The organism is Chitinophaga sp. XS-30, assembly GCF_008086345.1.
In the GTDB taxonomy this organism is placed as follows: Bacteria; Bacteroidota; Bacteroidia; order Chitinophagales; family Chitinophagaceae; genus Chitinophaga.
In genome coordinates, this window is sequence record NZ_CP043006.1 from 482,546 (window position 1) to 498,970 (window position 16,425).

17 protein-coding genes are annotated in these 16,425 nt (G+C 53.0%); 9 read left to right on the forward strand and 8 right to left on the reverse strand.

Annotation, left to right across the window (positions count from 1 at the left end):
* Positions 1-41 precede the first annotated feature (41 nt).
* Positions 42-503: a PA2169 family four-helix-bundle protein gene (locus FW415_RS01925; protein ID WP_148382615.1), complete on the forward strand. Its 462-nt coding sequence runs from the start codon at positions 42-44 to the stop codon at positions 501-503.
* On the opposite strand, the gene FW415_RS01930 is transcribed toward FW415_RS01925, so the two are convergent.
* Complete coding sequence (locus FW415_RS01930) at positions 504-1,343, reverse strand: ion transporter (protein WP_148382616.1); 840 nt, start codon at positions 1,341-1,343, stop codon at positions 504-506.
* A gap of 145 nt (positions 1,344-1,488) precedes the next feature.
* Here FW415_RS01930 and FW415_RS01935 point away from each other — a divergent pair, with 145 nt between their 5' ends.
* From FW415_RS01935 to FW415_RS01945, 3 genes are all read left to right on the forward strand, one after another.
* Positions 1,489-2,820: a cytochrome ubiquinol oxidase subunit I gene (locus FW415_RS01935; RefSeq protein WP_148382617.1), complete on the forward strand. Its 1,332-nt coding sequence runs from the start codon at positions 1,489-1,491 to the stop codon at positions 2,818-2,820.
* A 2-nt stretch (positions 2,821-2,822) separates the two neighbouring features.
* The gene (locus FW415_RS01940; RefSeq protein ID WP_148382618.1) at positions 2,823-3,836 is read left to right on the forward strand and encodes a cytochrome d ubiquinol oxidase subunit II; all 1,014 of its coding nucleotides are present in this window, start codon (positions 2,823-2,825) and stop codon (positions 3,834-3,836) included.
* A gap of 145 nt (positions 3,837-3,981) precedes the next feature.
* Positions 3,982-4,239: a hypothetical protein gene (locus FW415_RS01945; RefSeq protein ID WP_148382619.1), complete on the forward strand. Its 258-nt coding sequence runs from the start codon at positions 3,982-3,984 to the stop codon at positions 4,237-4,239.
* Between the two features lie 213 nt (positions 4,240-4,452).
* On the opposite strand, the gene FW415_RS01950 is transcribed toward FW415_RS01945, so the two are convergent.
* Positions 4,453-4,650: a hypothetical protein gene (locus FW415_RS01950; RefSeq protein WP_148382620.1), complete on the reverse strand. Its 198-nt coding sequence runs from the start codon at positions 4,648-4,650 to the stop codon at positions 4,453-4,455.
* Complete coding sequence (locus tag FW415_RS01955) at positions 4,647-5,237, reverse strand: Crp/Fnr family transcriptional regulator (protein WP_148382621.1); 591 nt, start codon at positions 5,235-5,237, stop codon at positions 4,647-4,649. Before FW415_RS01955 ends, FW415_RS01950 begins: the two co-directional genes overlap by 4 nt.
* Before the next feature lie 103 nt (positions 5,238-5,340).
* On the opposite strand from FW415_RS01955, the gene FW415_RS01960 reads away from it, so the two are divergent.
* Positions 5,341-6,777, forward strand: coding sequence for a BNR-4 repeat-containing protein (locus tag FW415_RS01960; RefSeq protein WP_148382622.1), 1,437 nt, complete (start codon positions 5,341-5,343; stop codon positions 6,775-6,777).
* Between the two features lie 8 nt (positions 6,778-6,785).
* Here FW415_RS01960 and FW415_RS01965 read toward each other — a convergent pair whose 3' ends face one another.
* Positions 6,786-7,064, reverse strand: coding sequence for a hypothetical protein (locus FW415_RS01965; RefSeq protein WP_148382623.1), 279 nt, complete (start codon positions 7,062-7,064; stop codon positions 6,786-6,788).
* A gap of 123 nt (positions 7,065-7,187) precedes the next feature.
* Between FW415_RS01965 and FW415_RS01970 the strand changes: the two genes are divergently transcribed.
* Positions 7,188-7,862: a FadR/GntR family transcriptional regulator gene (locus tag FW415_RS01970; RefSeq protein ID WP_246858881.1), complete on the forward strand. Its 675-nt coding sequence runs from the start codon at positions 7,188-7,190 to the stop codon at positions 7,860-7,862.
* 38 nt (positions 7,863-7,900) lie between these two features.
* A complete protein-coding gene (locus FW415_RS01975; RefSeq protein ID WP_148382624.1) occupies positions 7,901-9,133 on the forward strand; it encodes an MFS transporter in 1,233 nt (410 codons plus the stop codon).
* 126 nt (positions 9,134-9,259) lie between these two features.
* Here the strand turns inward: FW415_RS01975 and FW415_RS01980 are convergent, their stop codons facing one another.
* Positions 9,260-9,985: a DUF2490 domain-containing protein gene (locus FW415_RS01980; RefSeq protein WP_148382625.1), complete on the reverse strand. Its 726-nt coding sequence runs from the start codon at positions 9,983-9,985 to the stop codon at positions 9,260-9,262.
* Positions 9,986-10,093: 108 nt separating this feature from the next.
* Between FW415_RS01980 and FW415_RS01985 the strand changes: the two genes are divergently transcribed.
* Together FW415_RS01985 and FW415_RS01990 are read left to right on the forward strand one after the other, a co-directional pair.
* Positions 10,094-11,056, forward strand: coding sequence for a YheT family hydrolase (locus FW415_RS01985; protein ID WP_148382626.1), 963 nt, complete (start codon positions 10,094-10,096; stop codon positions 11,054-11,056).
* Between the two features lie 206 nt (positions 11,057-11,262).
* A complete protein-coding gene (locus FW415_RS01990; protein WP_148382627.1) occupies positions 11,263-12,540 on the forward strand; it encodes a DEAD/DEAH box helicase in 1,278 nt (425 codons plus the stop codon).
* 77 nt (positions 12,541-12,617) lie between these two features.
* On the opposite strand, the gene FW415_RS01995 is transcribed toward FW415_RS01990, so the two are convergent.
* The 3 genes from FW415_RS01995 to FW415_RS02005 are packed head-to-tail and all read right to left on the reverse strand — an operon-like array spanning position 12,618 to position 16,422.
* Positions 12,618-14,036: a c-type cytochrome domain-containing protein gene (locus FW415_RS01995; protein WP_148382628.1), complete on the reverse strand. Its 1,419-nt coding sequence runs from the start codon at positions 14,034-14,036 to the stop codon at positions 12,618-12,620.
* Positions 14,033-14,932 (reverse strand): sugar phosphate isomerase/epimerase, encoded by a 900-nt coding sequence (locus FW415_RS02000; protein ID WP_148382629.1) that lies wholly within the window; start codon positions 14,930-14,932, stop codon positions 14,033-14,035. Before FW415_RS02000 ends, FW415_RS01995 begins: the two co-directional genes overlap by 4 nt.
* A 2-nt stretch (positions 14,933-14,934) precedes the next feature.
* Positions 14,935-16,422: a DUF1501 domain-containing protein gene (locus FW415_RS02005; RefSeq protein ID WP_210420815.1), complete on the reverse strand. Its 1,488-nt coding sequence runs from the start codon at positions 16,420-16,422 to the stop codon at positions 14,935-14,937.
* Positions 16,423-16,425: the final 3 nt, after the last annotated feature.

Consider the following 16,425-nt stretch of genomic DNA (forward strand, 5'->3'; position numbering starts at 1 on the left):
TGTTTTATGGCCGGTTATTTCAAACACCAAAACATTCAATCATGGAAAAGACAACCACAAATGATACTATCGAGGTACTGAACGACCTGGTAGCGATCAACAACGACCGTATCGCCGGATACGAAAAAGCACTGGAAGAACTGGCTCCCGAAGATGCGGACCTTCGCTCGCTCTTCGCCGATATGATCCGCGAGAGCCATGATATGCGTAATGCACTGGGCACAGAAGTGCAGGTTTGCGGTGGAGAAATGGAAACCGGCACCACCAACAGCGGCAAGATATACCGGACCTGGATGGATGTAAAAGCCGTATTCACGGGGCATGACAGGCACGCCGTGCTCGCCAGCTGCGAAGCCGGGGAAGATGCCGCCCAGCGGGCATACGAATCAGCCCTCACCGTGGAGGACATGCCCGATTATCTTCGCCAGATACTGGTGGAACAAAAGCAGATATTGAGGGTTTCTCACGACAGGGTCAAGGCGCTGCGGGATCAGGCTAAATAGCTACAATAATCTTCCGCCGCAATACTTGCAGAATTTTGCATCATGGTCATGCCCGTCCTGCCCGCAGGACGGGCATGCGTGATTGAGGCCCCTGCGTTGCTGCCGCACGGCCATAGCCATTTCGGTAGTAACGATGCCGGTAGGCACTGCAATAATGCCATACCCCAGCAGCATGATGAAGCTGGCAATGAACTTGCCCACGGTCGTAGCCGGGGCAATATCCCCGTAGCCAACCGTGGTAATAGTTACAATAGCCCAGTACACGGATTGGGGAATGCTGGTGAAGCCGCTGCTGTCATCCTCCACGAGGTAGATCACCGAACCGAGGATCACCACGCAGGTGAGCACAAACAAAATGAAGATGCTGATCTTGCGGAGACTGTTGAGTATGGCAACCGATAAAAAGCGCATTTCAGAAACGAAGTGCACCAGGCGGAATATCCTGAAAATACGGAGCAGGCGCAGGGCACGCAGCACGAGTAACGATTGCGCACCAACGAAGATCACACTCAGAAAACCGGGAATGATCGCCAGCAGATCGATGATGCCGAAAGCGCTCAGCACATATTTGTAGGGACGGAGAATACAGATCAGCCGGAGGATATATTCTATCGTAAAAAGGATGGTGAACGCCCATTCCATGGCAATGAACACATCACCATACTTTGCATGCAAATGCTTGACACTATCCAGCATCACCACCACAATGCTCAATAATATGCAGGCCAGCAGCGCTATATCGAAGATCTTGCCTCCTTTTGTTTCCGAGCCATAGATCACCGCATGCAGCTGGTGTTGCCATCTGCGCAGCCCGCTGGTTTCAGCATTGTCTTTTTTCATATTGAAAAGTTAAGCATATTTGACCGTACTCATTCCATTGCGGCGGTAAAACTGATGCATCTCATATCTTCTTCCCGCTTTTCTTGCTACTTTTACGGTGGCTCCGGGTATTGGCCCGGTGCCGTTCCTCAAAAACTGTTCCGGCATGGATGATTTTTTTGCTGCACGATCACAGATGGCTTTGTCCCTCGGCTTCCACATCATCTTTGCCTGCATTGGCATGGTGATGCCATTCTTCATGGCCGTAGCGCATTACAAATGGTTGAGAACAGGCAATGAAGTGTACCGGAATGTGACCAAAGCCTGGAGCAAGGGAGTGGCCATTTTTTTTGCCACCGGCGCTGTGTCCGGCACGGTGCTTTCTTTTGAGCTGGGCCTGCTCTGGCCCACTTTCATGGAACATGCAGGCCCCATTTTCGGGATGCCCTTTTCACTCGAAGGCACGGCCTTTTTCATTGAAGCCATTGCACTGGGGTTCTTTTTATATGGATGGAACCGCTTCAATCCCTGGTTCCACTGGTTCACCGGCGTAGTGGTAGGCATCAGCGGCCTGGTGTCCGGCATCCTGGTAGTAGCTGCCAATGCCTGGATGAACAGTCCGGCCGGCTTTGATTATGTAAACGGACAATACCTCAATATAGATCCCATCAAAGCGATGTTCAACGATGCCTGGTTCACGCAGGCCCTGCATATGTCCATCGCAGCATTTGTTGCCACCGGTTTTGCCGTGGCCGGCATCCATGCCCTGATGATCCTGAAAGGAAGGCATGTGGCCTTTCACAGCAAGGCCTTCCGCATTGCCGCGGCATTCGGCACCGTAGCAGCCATCCTGCAACCGGTCAGCGGCGACCTGTCCGCAAAAGACATTGCACAACGCCAGCCCGCCAAGCTGGCGGCCATGGAAGCGCATTTCCACACCGAAGAGAAAGCCGCGCTGATCATCGGCGGCATACCGGATGTCAAAGCAAAGAAAGTCAACTACGCCATCAAAATACCCGGCGGGCTCAGCTTCCTCGCGCATGGCGATATCAATGCGGAAGTCACGGGGCTGGACAAAATACCGGAGCAGGACCAGCCCCCTGTGGCCGTCACGCACTACGCCTTCCAGGTGATGGTGGGCCTGGGCATGATCATGATGCTCATTGCACTGCTGTACTTCCTGGCGTTGTGGAAGAAAAAAAGCTGGCTGCGGAGCAAATGGCTGCTCCGCCTGTTCATCATCGCCACCCCCATGGGCTTCATTGCGGTGGAAGCGGGATGGACCGTTACGGAAGTGGGCCGCCAGCCCTGGATCATCAACGGCATCATGCGTACAGCCGACGCCGTTACCCCCATGCCGGGCATCGTTTATTCCTTTTACATTTTCACCGCCGTATATCTTTCCCTGTCTTTCATCGTTGCGTTCCTGCTTTACCGGCAGATAAAGATGGTAGACAGGCTGTACGATCATTCATCTGAACAACCTGAAGCCATCTGATCATGCTATACGTTGTCATTACCTATCTCTGGGCGGCCATCCTGTTATACCTGCTGCTGGGCGGCGCGGATTTCGGAGCGGGCATTATCGAATTCTTCACTTCCCGCAGGAACAGGGGCAGAACGCGAAGGACCATGTACCAGGCCATCGGGCCGGTATGGGAGGCCAATCACATGTGGCTGATCATCACCATCGTGATCCTGTTCGTGGGTTTTCCGAAGATATACGCCACTATGTCCGTGTACCTGCATATTCCCCTCACGGCCATGCTGCTGGGGATCATCGCGCGCGGCACGGCATTCGTATTCAGGCATTATGATGCGGTGAAAGATGATATGCAGAAACTCTATAACCGCATATTCATCTATTCCAGCGTGATCACTCCCCTGTTCCTGGGCATCATTGCGGCCAGTACGGTTTCCGGGCAGGTGGACCTGCAGGCGAAAGATTTTCTTTCCGCTTACATCTTCAGCTGGCTGAACGGATTTTCGCTGGCCGTGGGGCTGTTTACCGTCTGCATTTGCGGGTTCCTGGCCGCCGTGTTCATCATCGGGGAAACGGACAATGCGGAGGACCGGCTTTTCTTTACCCGCAAGGCCAAGTGGATGATCGTGTCGGCCGTGTTATGCGGGGTGCTGGTATTTGCAGCTTCCTATATCGAGAACATCCCGCTGGTGGACTGGGTATTCGGCAAACCGGCGGGAATGCTCGCCATCGCAGCGGCCAGCCTGTCGCTGCCCTTCCTCTGGTACGGGCTCACACGCGGCAAGGCCATCATCATCCGGCTGCTGGCGGGCTTCCAGGTCTGCATGATCCTGTTTGCGGCCACATACCGGCATTTCCCCAATATCGTGTTACTGAAAGGCGGCGGGCATCTTTCCCTGATAGAACACCAGGGCCAGGAGAAAACGATCGAAGCCCTGGCCTGGGCGCTGCTTATCGGGAGCATCTTCATTTTGCCGGCCCTGTTCTACCTGATGTACAGCTTTGAAAAGAAGAAGCCGCAAGAGGCCTAAGACATTCATTATCAAATCGTAGAAAAGCAAAGGACCTAATACCCTCATACTCAATCCCATTTTTAAGGTTTTGTTAAAAACGGCTGTATGTAACACAAATGTGTTACCTTCCATATCCTCATTCAATAATCAAAACCTTATGATCATGGAATCGAGACTACTTTTTTTCACACCCAAAGGCCCGTTATGCTTTATTGATTACAGTTCGATCATGGAAGGCAGGGCCATCCTGAACCGGATACGGGAAGTGGTAGGATCAGCCAAACAAGGCCGCGCCTACCAGTTCAAATTATTCAGGAAACTTAAGAACAGGTTCATCAGCATCGACGAACATTTTATGCCGGGGTTTGACCGGAATTGCCTGGATGTTTTTGTAGAGAGCGCTTTTTCAGGAAGACATTAACGTTATTCCCACGGCATATTAATTGCAGTCATCGTACCTAAATCTGCATACATGAACAAATTCCTCAGAGCGCTTATCGCCGGTTACGGCGCAAAAAAATTGGGCGGCGGATGTTTTGGTACCATACTGGTGTTTATCCTGATCTACCTGGCATTGGGGTATTGCAACTGAAGAACGATCTGAAAATTATTTATGCTGCGTTATGAATGAGCCTCATACACAGCGCAGCAATGAATTGGTACCAGCCGAAGCCTTTGCCGGAGTACGCACTTCGTGTTTTTCCAGCCATTCCATGATATGATCTGCATCTTCCTTCCAGGCAGGCAATCTCAATACATAGTGATTACGGCCTTTACTCTCTTTATACCCGGTCACGGAGCCATTGGTTTGGCTAACCCGGGTTAAAATCATTGTTTGCCTGCCATCCTTTTGCGGATGCGGCTGAGCGAAGGGCCCTGAATACCGAGATAGGAAGCAATGTGGTAGAGCGGTACGGCATTAAAGATATCAGGATGTTGCCGGGTCAACTCCTGGTATCGCTGCTCGGGGGTCAGGAAAATAAAATCTTCGGCACGATTCATCGCCAGCCCGAAGGCCTTTTCAGCGACCAGCCGGCCAAACCGCTCCCATTCATGGGACTGGCGGTACAGGGAAGTCAGTTGTTCATACTGTATGTAGTAAATAACGGCATCGGTCATCGCGGCGGTGTGATAGTTGCAGGGGGCCTGATCTACAAAACTTTTATACGATACCACGATCTGGTGCTTCGAGAAAAAGAACACGTTCTTTTCTTCCGCCGTGGCATCATCTATATAGTAAGTCCTGAAAACGCCGTCGAGAATAAAACCAAGATGCTTGCAAACGTTCTTGTATTCATTGAAGAATTCACCTTTCCCGTAATGCTTCTGTTGCCAGAACGAAGCAGATAAGGCGAATGCCTCTCCGCTCATGCCGGCAAAATCCTTAAAAGCATATTCCAGAAGTTCGAACGCTGTCATCTTTAACAAAAATAACGATCAGAAATTATTATTTTGGAAGATGTTTTTCCCGGCAGAAGCCACCGCTTTTGCTGTCAGCATCAAAACGAAAGTATATCCACGTATGAAAAGATCGATCTCCCTGCTGCTTTTTGCAGTCATTTCTATGCAAACGTTTGCTCAACTGAAGCAGGACGATGGCTACCGCGGTATCTGGTACAGCATCGGCCGCACCAATAATGAATATACCTACAAATACGGCGGCGGCCTGGGCACCTATCCCTCCAATCATTATCCATTCGCCGTATATGCGCCAAAGGTGCAGAAGACCTTTTTCTGTTACGGCGGCACCGATACCGCAGGTACTACGCTATACCATGAAGTGGGTTATTTCGATCATGCCACCGGCATGGTATCCCGCCCGGTGCTGGTGCTGGACAAACAGACGGACGATGCGCATGATAATCCGGTGCTGCAGGTGGACAGGGATGGGCACATCTGGCTGTTCTCCACCTCTCACGGCACTTCCCGCCCTTCATTCATCCACAAAAGCAACCGGCCCTACGATATCAGCGCCTTCACCCGCATACATCCCACAAAAATGGAAAACGGACAAGCGGTGCCGCTGGACAATTTTTCCTACCTCCAGGTGTATTACGATGCGGAAGAAGGTTTCCTGGCGCTGTTTACCCATTACGAACAAAAACAGCTGCGTTACGGCAGGAAGAACTGCCGGGTGATCGCCTATATGAAAAGCAGGGACGGCATCACCTGGTCTGCCTGGAAAGATATCGCCAATATGGAGGAAGGACATTACCAGACGAGCGGGCAATCGGGGAAACGCATCGGCACGGCATTCAATCATCACCCGAACGTCCGCACCGGGGCGGGACTGGATTACCGTACCAACCTCTATTACCTGTACACGGATGATTTCGGGGAAAGCTGGAAAACGGCGGACGGAAAGACGGTCAACCTGCCCCTGCTGGAGACCGGTAAAACGGGGTTGGTAAAGGATTATGCCGCTGAAAAAAAGAATGTGTATATCAATGATGTGAATTTTGATGCGGACGGTCATCCGGTGATCCTGTATGAAACGAGCAAAGGGCCGGAGCCCGGCCCTCAGAACGGGCCTTATCAATGGTACACCGCACGCTGGACGGGCAGGGATTGGGATGTCAGGCCGTTTACGGCCTCGGATCACAATTACGATATGGGATCGCTGATGATCGGGGAAGACGGCAGCTGGCGGGTAGTGGCGCCAACCGATGCGGGACCGCAACGGTATAATACCGGCGGCGAGATCGTGATGTGGCTCAGCAAAGATCATGGCAGGCACTGGAGCAGGGAAAAACAGCTGACGCAGCAAAGCGAACGGAACCATTCCTATCCCCGGCGGACCGTGAACGGCCATCCGGGTTTTTATGCTTTTTGGGCAGACGGGAACGGGAGGAAACCTTCCGTATCAAGACTCTACTTCGCTGACCTGCAGGGCCATGTGTTCAGGCTGCCGGAAAAAATGACCAGGCCGATGATGAAACCGGAAAAAACCGGGGAATAGCGGTTATGCTATTCCTCATCGTCGTCATCATCTTCATCTTCTTCCAGCCACTCCATATAGGAATAGTACCACTCTTCAAGCTCATCGAGGAGCTGCTGCTTCTTTTCCGGCTCCCCGTGAAAATATTCCTCCACATTATCAATTTCCTCCACAATATCAATATAGGCTACTTCTTCATCTTCTTCTACACGTTTGGCAAAGAAGCGGGGCCGCTCTGTATGAAAGATGTATTCATTATCCGGATCGGTAACAGGATCATCTGCAATCATGAATTTTGGTAACGCCATTGGATAATATTTTAAAATTGATAACTAAGACTACAAAAGTATAAATAATGTAGTAAAGATGCCCGCCGATATTCTACCGGGATTTTCCGGGTTATTGTCGTAGTTTTGCAAACATCAGATGATATGATGAACTCACCCATACTTCCACTGAAACGTAAAAACCTGGCCGACGAGGTGGCCGGGCGGCTGCAGCAGCTTATTTGCTCCAGCCAATATACCATAGGGCAGCAACTGCCCACCGAACCGGAGCTGATGCAGCAGTTCGGCGTGGGCCGGTCTACCGTCCGCGAAGCGGTGCGGCTGCTGGTGAACGCGGGGCTGGTGCGGGTACAGCAGGGGCTGGGGACGTTCATCATTTCGCAGCAGGCCATGGCGGAACCACTGGCTCAACGGCTGCATCGTGCACATTACCAGGACCTTAACGAAGTACGGCTGCTGCTGGAAGTGAAGATCGCGGAGAAAGCGGCGCAGAACAGAACGAAGGAAGATCTGGGAAAGATGAAGCTTTACCTGAAACAACGCTTTGAACATGGAAAAGCCAATAATGTGGAGGCCTGCATGCAGGCGGACATCAACTTCCATATCAGCATAGCGGAGGCTTCAAAGAACGAGATCATGGTGGACCTCTACAAGACCATCGCCACCCATCTCAAACAGTCTTTCTCCGAACGCTTTGCGGACACCTCCACTTTCCTGGAGACCCAACATCTGCATAAATCGCTGTTGCAGAGCATTGCAGACAAAGACCCGGCGCAGGCGCTGCTATGGGCAACGCGTATCAGTACGCACACCAAATGACTATTTTTTTGCCTTTAAACATCAGATGATCTGATTATATGGAAACTGTAGCTTTAGAAGAAGAAAAGACCGCGGCGCAAAACCTCGCGGAAAAGACCGTATTCTCCGTTTTGCTGGCCCTCAGCTTTACCCATTTGCTGAATGACACGATCCAGTCCATCATCCCGGCCATTTATCCGCTGGTGAAAGACTCGCTCCAACTGAGTTTTTCGCAGATCGGGCTGATCACCCTCACCTTCCAGCTCTCTGCGTCCATTCTGCAGCCGCTGGTAGGGTTGTACACGGACAAAAAGCCGCAGCCCTATTCCCTGGCTATCGGCATGGGCTTTACGCTGGCGGGGCTGATATGCCTCTCGCTCGCGCATCATTTTTCGATCGTGCTGGTGTCTGTAGCGTTGATCGGGGTTGGTTCCGCCATCTTCCATCCCGAAGCTTCGAGGCTGGCCTATATGGCTTCCGGCGGGCGGCATGGCATGGCCCAGTCCCTCTTCCAGGTAGGAGGGAATACCGGGAGTTCACTGGGACCGCTGCTTGCGGCGGCCATCATTGTTCCCCTCGGCCAGTTCCACATCATCTGGTTCTCGGTGATCGCGCTCGTTGCCATCATTGTAATGCTGCGGATCAGCAAATGGTACCTGCGGAACACCCATCGCATCAAACCCAAAAGAAAAACAACCTTCCAGCCGGAGCGCGTGAAACTCTCCCGCGGGAAGGTCACCTTTGCACTGGTGATCCTGATGGTGCTGATCTTCTCCAAATACTTCTACATGGCCAGCCTCACCAGCTATTACACCTTTTACCTGATCGACAAATTCAATGTATCCGTGCAGAGCGCACAGGTGTACCTCTTCATTTTCCTCTTTGCCATCGCGGCCGGCACATTCATCGGCGGGCCGGTAGGTGACCGCATCGGGCGGAAGTATGTGATCTGGATCTCCATTCTCGGGGTTGCGCCTTTCGCTTTGCTGATGCCGCACGTCAACCTGTTCTGGACGGCGGTGCTGAGCGTTTTCATCGGCGTGATCCTTTCATCGGCCTTTTCCGCCATCCTTGTATATGCGCAGGAACTGGTGCCGGGTAAAGTGGGCATGATAGCGGGACTGTTCTTCGGCTTCGCTTTCGGCATGGCCGGCATCGGCTCCGCCCTGCTGGGCGAGCTGGCGGACAGGACCAGCATCAACTATGTTTACCAGGTATGCGCTTATCTGCCGTTGATAGGATTGCTGACGGGACTGCTGCCGAATATTGAAGGGAAACGCAGGCGCAGCTGATAAACGGTAGGACGGGGGTGCATGAAAGGTAAATAGTGAAGCCGGAAATCACCTAAGCACAGGTGGACTCCATGCCCGGTCGCTTTTTACTTCGCCCGCACAGTTGAAGCCCGGTTTAAATGCCCACTACAACCTTACATACCCCGCCAGCTGCAGCACATGGATATTCGTAAATGCGTTGTTGCGGCCGGAAATATAATTGTTGAGATACCCTGTTTCCAGATCGAAACGGGGGCTGAAACGGTACCCGATGGCCAGGTACGCCCGGTTCTGGTCAAATGCTTTGCCATTCACGGCATCAGTATTGGCGAAATTCAGGAATATCTCGTTCTGTACCGCGGCGAAAGGGCCTTTGGAAAACGCGCCCTGCCCGCTGAAAGGAATGATGCCGCGCAGGAAATAACGGAAACGGTGCGTCAGTTCATGCCCGTCCTTTTCCAGTTCATTGTTGTTCACCACCGGGTTGCCGATAAAACGCTGCTCCACGCGGAAACGGTGCTGTACCGGAATAAAATCCAGCTTATGGCCGACAATGAACTGCTCCCAGATGCGATGCTCGGAGAGATATGCGGTCACATCATCCAGCGTACGCCTTGCGCCTACCCAGCCATAACCCACAGTAGCGATCATATTGCTGCGGAAATGGTAATTCAGCCCCGGACGCACGAGGAAGGTCTGAAATTCCCGCCATTCATGCGTGCTGCGCGCCTGTACATCCAGGTGAATGCTCAGCTTGGTTTTCTTGATAGAAAAAGTATTGAACGATGCAAGCCAGCTGGAAAATTGTGTGGATTGTGATCTTGCTGCCGTTGTGCTGATGATGAAAATGCCGATGATTAAAATACGCCTCATAACTAGAATACTTTTTTGCCTCGGCCAAAAATAAGGCCCGCTGCCCACTTATTCAAACTATACACCATCTCCTCGCCCCGTTCGTCATCTTCTTCCTACCTTTGCCATATGCCTGTGCTGTCCACATCAGATTACAAAGCACCCGCCCTGTTGCGGAACCGCCATTTGCTGACCATCTTTCCCTCGCTTTTCCGGAAGCAGAAAACGGTCAACTATACCCGTACCCGCATTCCCACGCATGACAATGATTTCCTGGACCTGGATTTCAGCCGTGTGGCGAGTGATAAGCTGGTGATCATCCTGCATGGGCTGGAAGGCGACACCCGCCGGCAGTACATGACCGGGATGGTGCATATTTTCAACGAAGGCGGTTATGATACGGTATGCATGAATTTCCGCGGCTGCAGCGGCGAGATCAACAATGCGCTGCGATTCTATCACAGTGGGGAAACGGGGGATCTGGAGACCGTGGTCCGCTATATTACCGGCACCGAAAAATACCAAAGCATTCATCTGCTGGGATTCTCGCTCGGCGGAAATGTAACACTGAAATATATCGGGGAACAGGGCACGGGCATCCCCGCCATCATCCGTTCCGCCGTAGCCATATCCGTGCCCTGCGATCTGAAAGACAGTTCCGTGGAGCTGGAAAAACGGCATAACTTCATCTATATGCGGCGCTTTATCCGCTCACTCGGGGAGAAGCTGGAGATCAAAGCGCAAAAGTTTCCTGAAATATCCCTGAAAGACTTTTCGGCTATCCGAAACTTCAAACAGTTTGATGACCGCTACACCGCACCCATGCATGGCTTCAGGAATGCTGAAGAATACTGGGAAGCGGCCAGCTCCAAAAAATTCCTGCCGGCCATCCGCATCCCTACACTGCTCATCAATGCGCTGGACGATCCTTTCCTGGGCAAAGGCAGCTTTCCGTACGAAGAGGCGGAACAAAACCCCTGGTTCCACCTGGAAACACCGCAAACAGGCGGCCATGTGGGATTCGTATCCTTCTCCGGCAAACACTACTGGTCGGAATTACGGGCATTCCGGTTCATCCAGGAGCATCCGTAACCATAATATCAGACCTCATTCGCACTGTTGGATAAAAAAGCCTATATTCGCATAATTATTTTTATATCCCCTCTCTCCGCAGATCCGGATTATTCCCCCTCGGCAGTCAGGTTCACTTAAAATGATGTGTGGATATACAATCTAGCCATCCTTCTCTTAATAAGCTTTGGATTGTTAGCATCATTTTAAATTAAACTATACATACTTTGTCATTTGAGAAATTAGGTCTCATTGCGCCTATTTTACGCGCACTTGAAACACAGGGCTATACTGCGCCCACACCGATCCAGTCTCAAGCCATCCCTATCTTGCTGGCTAAAAAAGACCTGCTGGCCTGTTCACAGACAGGTACCGGCAAAACCGCCGCATTTGCCATTCCCATCCTGCAATTGCTTTATCAGCAAAAACAGGCGGAGCCAAACGGCGCGCGTTATATCAAAACGCTGGTACTCACCCCTACCCGTGAACTCGCGATCCAGATTGCGGAAAACTTCCGGGATTATGGTGCGCATACCGGCCTCCGGCACCTGGTGATCTTTGGCGGGGTATCTCCGCAAACGCAGATCCAGACGCTGAAACAGGGCACGGATATTCTCATTGCCACACCCGGCAGGCTGCTGGACCTTTGGCAGCAGGGGCATATCAACCTCCGCAACATCCACCAGTTCGTGCTGGATGAGGCAGACCGTATGCTGGACATGGGTTTTATCCACGATGTAAAAAGAGTGATCACCAAGCTGCCGGAAAAAAGGCAGACGCTCTTCTTCTCCGCAACCATGCCTGCAGAGATCGCACATCTTGCCAATTCCATTCTCACCAATCCGGAGAAAGTGGCCGTTACGCCGGTTTCTTCCACAGCGGAGAAAGTGGAACAGCGCATGTACTATACGGATAAAGCAGCGAAGCGTTCTTTGCTGATCCATGTATTGAAAGATCCGTCCATTGTCAGCGCACTGGTATTTACCCGCACCAAGCACGGGGCAGACCGGGTGGCCAAGGAACTGAGCAGAGCACAGATCTCCGCCAGCGCCATTCACGGCGATAAATCGCAGAATGCCCGCCAAAGGGCATTGACCGATTTCAAGGGCGGCCGCATCCGCGTACTGGTAGCAACGGATATTGCTGCAAGGGGCATTGATGTGGACAATCTCTCCCATGTGATCAACTACGAGATCCCCAACGTACCGGAAACCTATGTACACCGCATTGGCCGTACAGGACGCGGCGGCGCAAGCGGCATCGCACTGTCTTTCTGCGATGATGAGGAAAGAGCGTACCTGAAAGATATCACAAAGCTGATCGCACAGAACATCCCGGTAGTGGAAGGCCATCCCTTCCCCGCCAGCATGACCGCCCCGGCAAGACCGGCGCCAGTTGTGCAGATGCGGCAATCCTCCGCCCAGCAGATCGCCGGGAAGAAAAGGAGTAACCCGCAGCACGGGAAAAGGAAATGGCATGGAAGGCCGCAACAGAAACAGGCGTAAAACCTTGTCGTTATATTTTTACGAAGAGGCTGTATCGAAGTGATACAGCCTCTTTTTATTAGGCTCTAAAGCCCCCGCTATCCCCGTACTTTCCTGTACACCATCGTATCTGTCGCCAGCACCGGCATCCTGTACCCTCCGGTATCTATCCTCGCTTCCGGTAATACGCTACGCAACTGGGCTATACCGGCCGGCGTTACATTTGTATTATAGATGAACAACTCACGGAGCGCATTGTTTTGCTGTAAAGTGGCCATGCCCTTATCACTGATCTTTGTACCCACCAGGTTCAGATATTTCAGCTGTTTACAATCCGCCAGGGCAGGCAACCCCGCATCAGTAATGGCAGTATGCTCCAGCTGCAGGCGGGTCAGTTGCGGCAACTGCGCCAGCACCTGCAATGCGGAATCGCCAATTTTTGTACCGGTCAGTTTGAGCCATACGATCTGCTCTTTCAAAGGCAGCAACAGCGCGGCATCCTTGTCTGAGAACCCCGGCGCGTTCACACAATTGATCATCACGTAATTGCTGCCGGCCGCTACCGGCATAACTTTCACGCCGATGGCCTCCAGCGCCTCCCGGTCTTTCTCCGGCACCGCGCTCACTTCCGCCGGCGGAACAAAAGGATGCGCAGCCGTAGCACCCGAGGGCTGCATGGCTTCCAGCACCAGTTGAATGCGCGGGGATTTAGCCAGCTCCCTGACGGACGCCGAATCGGAAGCGCCCTGCGCGATCCACCAGTACAATATCTCCACCTGCTGCGGGGTCAGTTGCGGCTTGCCTTTAGGCGGCATCCGCTTGTCATCTTCTTCCGGCAGTATAAGCCTTTTGTACAGCTCGCTGGCTTCGGGCAGACTGTCTTTCAGCACTGGCCCGTTCTCGCCCCCACCGCGGATATGTTCCATACCATCCAGCCGCAGTCCGCCTTTCAGCTTCTGTGCATTATGGCAACTGTAACATTTCTGCTCCAGGATGGGCTTCACCAGCTGTTCGTACACCTTTGCTTCGCCGATATTGGTGATCGCTGCCGTTTGCTGTTGCCGGCGGCCCGGCAGGGCTGCCGTGAGATAATCATCGCCATGCGTCAGCGACCCACCGTAATGGCCCGCGGCGGATAACAATGCGATCATCAGGCCGGACAGCGGGAACCGCAGCCTTTTCAGCAGAACGAAGCGGTGAAGGAAGCACAGCACCACCGCTATAACGGCAACGGCTATACCCAGCCACTGGTGCAATGCCAGCGCTTCTTCTTCATATCCACCGGAAAGCGACAAAAGGTATCCCGCAATGCAGGAGAATATGGCGGACAATGCGCCGAAGATCATCACCGGCAGTACGGCGGCGGACAGGAAAGCAAGGCGCTTCAGCCTGCCCAGGCCTTCCAGGATGAAGGCCACCATCAGCATGCCGATAGGGAGATGCACCAGCAGAGGATGAAATCTTCCAAAAAATAAAGCCCAGCTTCCTTCCCGGGCGATCTGCATTAATTCCATCATCCTTTGCTGTATCTCGATTTAAAAAGCTTCATCATATGCACATTGATATCCCATTGGTTGGCGAGTGGCTGTCTTGTATAAGGCAATGCCGGCATATAATCTACGGGGCCGAACTCTGTAAGCACGGTAAGCGTCTCGCCTTTGGACTGTTTATGCTTCACCACTTCGTCCCACCAGGCGAAATGCGCTTTTACGGCCTGTTCCCATTCCGGCGCACGGGGGTCGTTGACCTGCGCGCCCTGCGGGTGGCCCACCCTGGCGTGAATATGCCCTGCACGCGCCAACGCCATGGACACGGTTTCCTGCTGGTCCTGCAACAGCGATTCATGCACATTGCACCAGTGAGAGATATCCAGCGTAAGTCGCAGTGCAGGCTTTGTCTCGATGAACTGCCGGGCCACATGGGCGGCAAACAGCATGCGGGAACGATGCGTTTCGTGGTACACCGGTATTTTCGTTTCCTGCGCGATGCGCGTGGTGATATCGATCAGGCGGCTGTTCTGCTCAAAGGAAAAGTAATCCTTCCCGGAGTGACAGTTGATATACAGCGGGCGTTTACGCTGCTGTGAAGTGGCCGCGGAAAGCGCTGCCTCGAATGAGGCGGCATGCTTCGTATATTCATTACTGTTACCTGTGCATAAGAACCCTACTTCCAGGTTATATTTATCCAGCGCCGAAAAGAGGGCGTCATCATCTTTCCACCACACTTCAATACCATCATACCCTGCGTCTTTTGCGCGTTTGCAGAACTCGTCTATCGTGCCGGGGAATCCCCAGTTGGTGGCCAGCATCAGCAGCCGGAAACCGGGCGCCATGCTATGGGCAAAGGAAGGTAACAGGGATGCGACGCCGAGCACGGCGGATTGTTTCAGAAAATTCCTTCTGTGGATTTGCATGATCAGCCTAATATTTCGTTGATGATATGCCCTTCTACATCCGTGAGCCGGAACGGGCGGCCCTGGAACTGGTAGGTGAGCTTTTCGTGGTCAAAGCCCAGCTGTTGCAGCATGGTGGCATGAATGTCGTGCACGGCCACTTTTCCTTTCACGGCGCCGAAACCGATCTCGTCCGTTTCGCCCCAGCTGAAGCCTTTACGGATGCCGGCGCCGGCCATCCACATGGTGAAGGCTTCTACGTGATGATCGCGGCCCATGTAGGGCATTTCTTTACCATCGCGGTTCTCCTGCATGGGCGTGCGGCCAAATTCCCCGCCCCATACCACCAGTGTTTCATCCAGCAGTCCGCGTTGCTTGAGATCGAGCAGCAGGGCGCTCATGGCCTTGTCTATTTCCCGGCATTTGTTACGCAGACCGTAGTCGATCGAAAGGCCTTCATCTGTTCCGTGAGCATCCCATCCCCAGTCGAACAGCTGCACGAAACGAACGCCTTTTTCCACCAGCTTGCGGGCAAGCAGGCAGTTGTTGGCAAAGGATTCCTTGCCGGGCTGTGTACCGTACAGCTCGTGAATGTATGCGGGCTCGCTGTTGATGTCCATGACACCCGGGACCGAGATCTGCATTTTATATGCCAGTTCATATTGCGAGATGCGGGAGAGGATTTCCGGGTCTTTGAATGTTTCGTATTCCTGTTTGTTGACGGCGTTGATCGCCTGGATGGACTGGTAGCGCATGTCCCTGTCCATTCCCGCAGGATCTGTCAGATACAATACCGGATCGCCTTTTGAACGGCATTGCACACCCTGGTAAACGGAGGGCAGGAACCCGCTTCCCCAGACGCTCTTACCGGCATCCGGCGTTTTTCCACCGGAGGTCAGCACAACAAACCCGGGCAGGTTGCTGTTCTCGGACCCCAGTCCATATGTCACCCAGGACCCGATGCTGGGCCTTCCCAGCCGGGCGCTGCCGGTGTGCATGAAGAGCTGGGCGGGACCGTGATTGAACTGGTCCGTCTGCACCGCTTTGAGAAAGCTCACCTCATCTACCACATTGGCAAAATGCGGCAGGTGATCGCTCACCCATGCGCGGGATTCCCCGTGCTGTTTGAAGTTGGCCTGGGGGCCGAGCATCTTCGGTACGCCACGGATAAAGGCAAATCGTTTGCCTTCCAGCAGCGAAGGGGGGCAAAGCTGGTTATGCAATTTCTGCAGTTCGGGTTTGTAATCGAACATTTCCAGCTGCGAGGGGGCGCCGGCCATATGCAGATAGATCACGCTCCTGGCGCGGGCGGGAAAATGCGGTGCGCGCGGCTCGAGGGGGTTCAGGCTCTGCGGCATCCCTTCCCCGGAAGAGGAGAAGAGATTGCAGCCTCCCAGCAGTGATCCCAGGGCGGTAGCACCGAGACCGGTAATACAGTCGTTCAGAAAATGGCGGCGGGAAAAAAAGCGCGCGGCCTGCTCATTGGCTTCTTTTATGATTTTTTCAGACATGTG

Excerpts from the sequence above, each read along its gene's own strand:
- FW415_RS01935 (WP_148382617.1), top strand. The coding sequence starts at position 1,489 with ATGGATGATTTTTTTGCTGCACGATCACAGATGGCTTTGTCCCTCGGC.
- FW415_RS01930 (WP_148382616.1), bottom strand. The coding sequence starts at position 1,343 with ATGAAAAAAGACAATGCTGAAACCAGCGGGCTGCGCAGATGGCAACAC.
- FW415_RS01970 (WP_246858881.1), top strand. The coding sequence starts at position 7,188 with ATGATGAACTCACCCATACTTCCACTGAAACGTAAAAACCTGGCCGAC.
- FW415_RS01985 (WP_148382626.1), top strand. The coding sequence starts at position 10,094 with ATGCCTGTGCTGTCCACATCAGATTACAAAGCACCCGCCCTGTTGCGG.
- FW415_RS01925 (WP_148382615.1), top strand. The coding sequence starts at position 42 with ATGGAAAAGACAACCACAAATGATACTATCGAGGTACTGAACGACCTG.
- FW415_RS01960 (WP_148382622.1), top strand. The coding sequence starts at position 5,341 with ATGAAAAGATCGATCTCCCTGCTGCTTTTTGCAGTCATTTCTATGCAA.
- FW415_RS01995 (WP_148382628.1), bottom strand. The coding sequence starts at position 14,036 with ATGATGGAATTAATGCAGATCGCCCGGGAAGGAAGCTGGGCTTTATTT.
- FW415_RS01975 (WP_148382624.1), top strand. The coding sequence starts at position 7,901 with ATGGAAACTGTAGCTTTAGAAGAAGAAAAGACCGCGGCGCAAAACCTC.
- FW415_RS02005 (WP_210420815.1), bottom strand. The coding sequence starts at position 16,422 with ATGTCTGAAAAAATCATAAAAGAAGCCAATGAGCAGGCCGCGCGCTTT.
- FW415_RS01980 (WP_148382625.1), bottom strand. The coding sequence starts at position 9,985 with ATGAGGCGTATTTTAATCATCGGCATTTTCATCATCAGCACAACGGCA.
- FW415_RS01955 (WP_148382621.1), bottom strand. The coding sequence starts at position 5,237 with ATGACAGCGTTCGAACTTCTGGAATATGCTTTTAAGGATTTTGCCGGC.
- FW415_RS01940 (WP_148382618.1), top strand. The coding sequence starts at position 2,823 with ATGCTATACGTTGTCATTACCTATCTCTGGGCGGCCATCCTGTTATAC.
- FW415_RS02000 (WP_148382629.1), bottom strand. The coding sequence starts at position 14,932 with ATGCAAATCCACAGAAGGAATTTTCTGAAACAATCCGCCGTGCTCGGC.
- FW415_RS01950 (WP_148382620.1), bottom strand. The coding sequence starts at position 4,650 with ATGATTTTAACCCGGGTTAGCCAAACCAATGGCTCCGTGACCGGGTAT.
- FW415_RS01965 (WP_148382623.1), bottom strand. The coding sequence starts at position 7,064 with ATGGCGTTACCAAAATTCATGATTGCAGATGATCCTGTTACCGATCCG.
- FW415_RS01945 (WP_148382619.1), top strand. The coding sequence starts at position 3,982 with ATGGAATCGAGACTACTTTTTTTCACACCCAAAGGCCCGTTATGCTTT.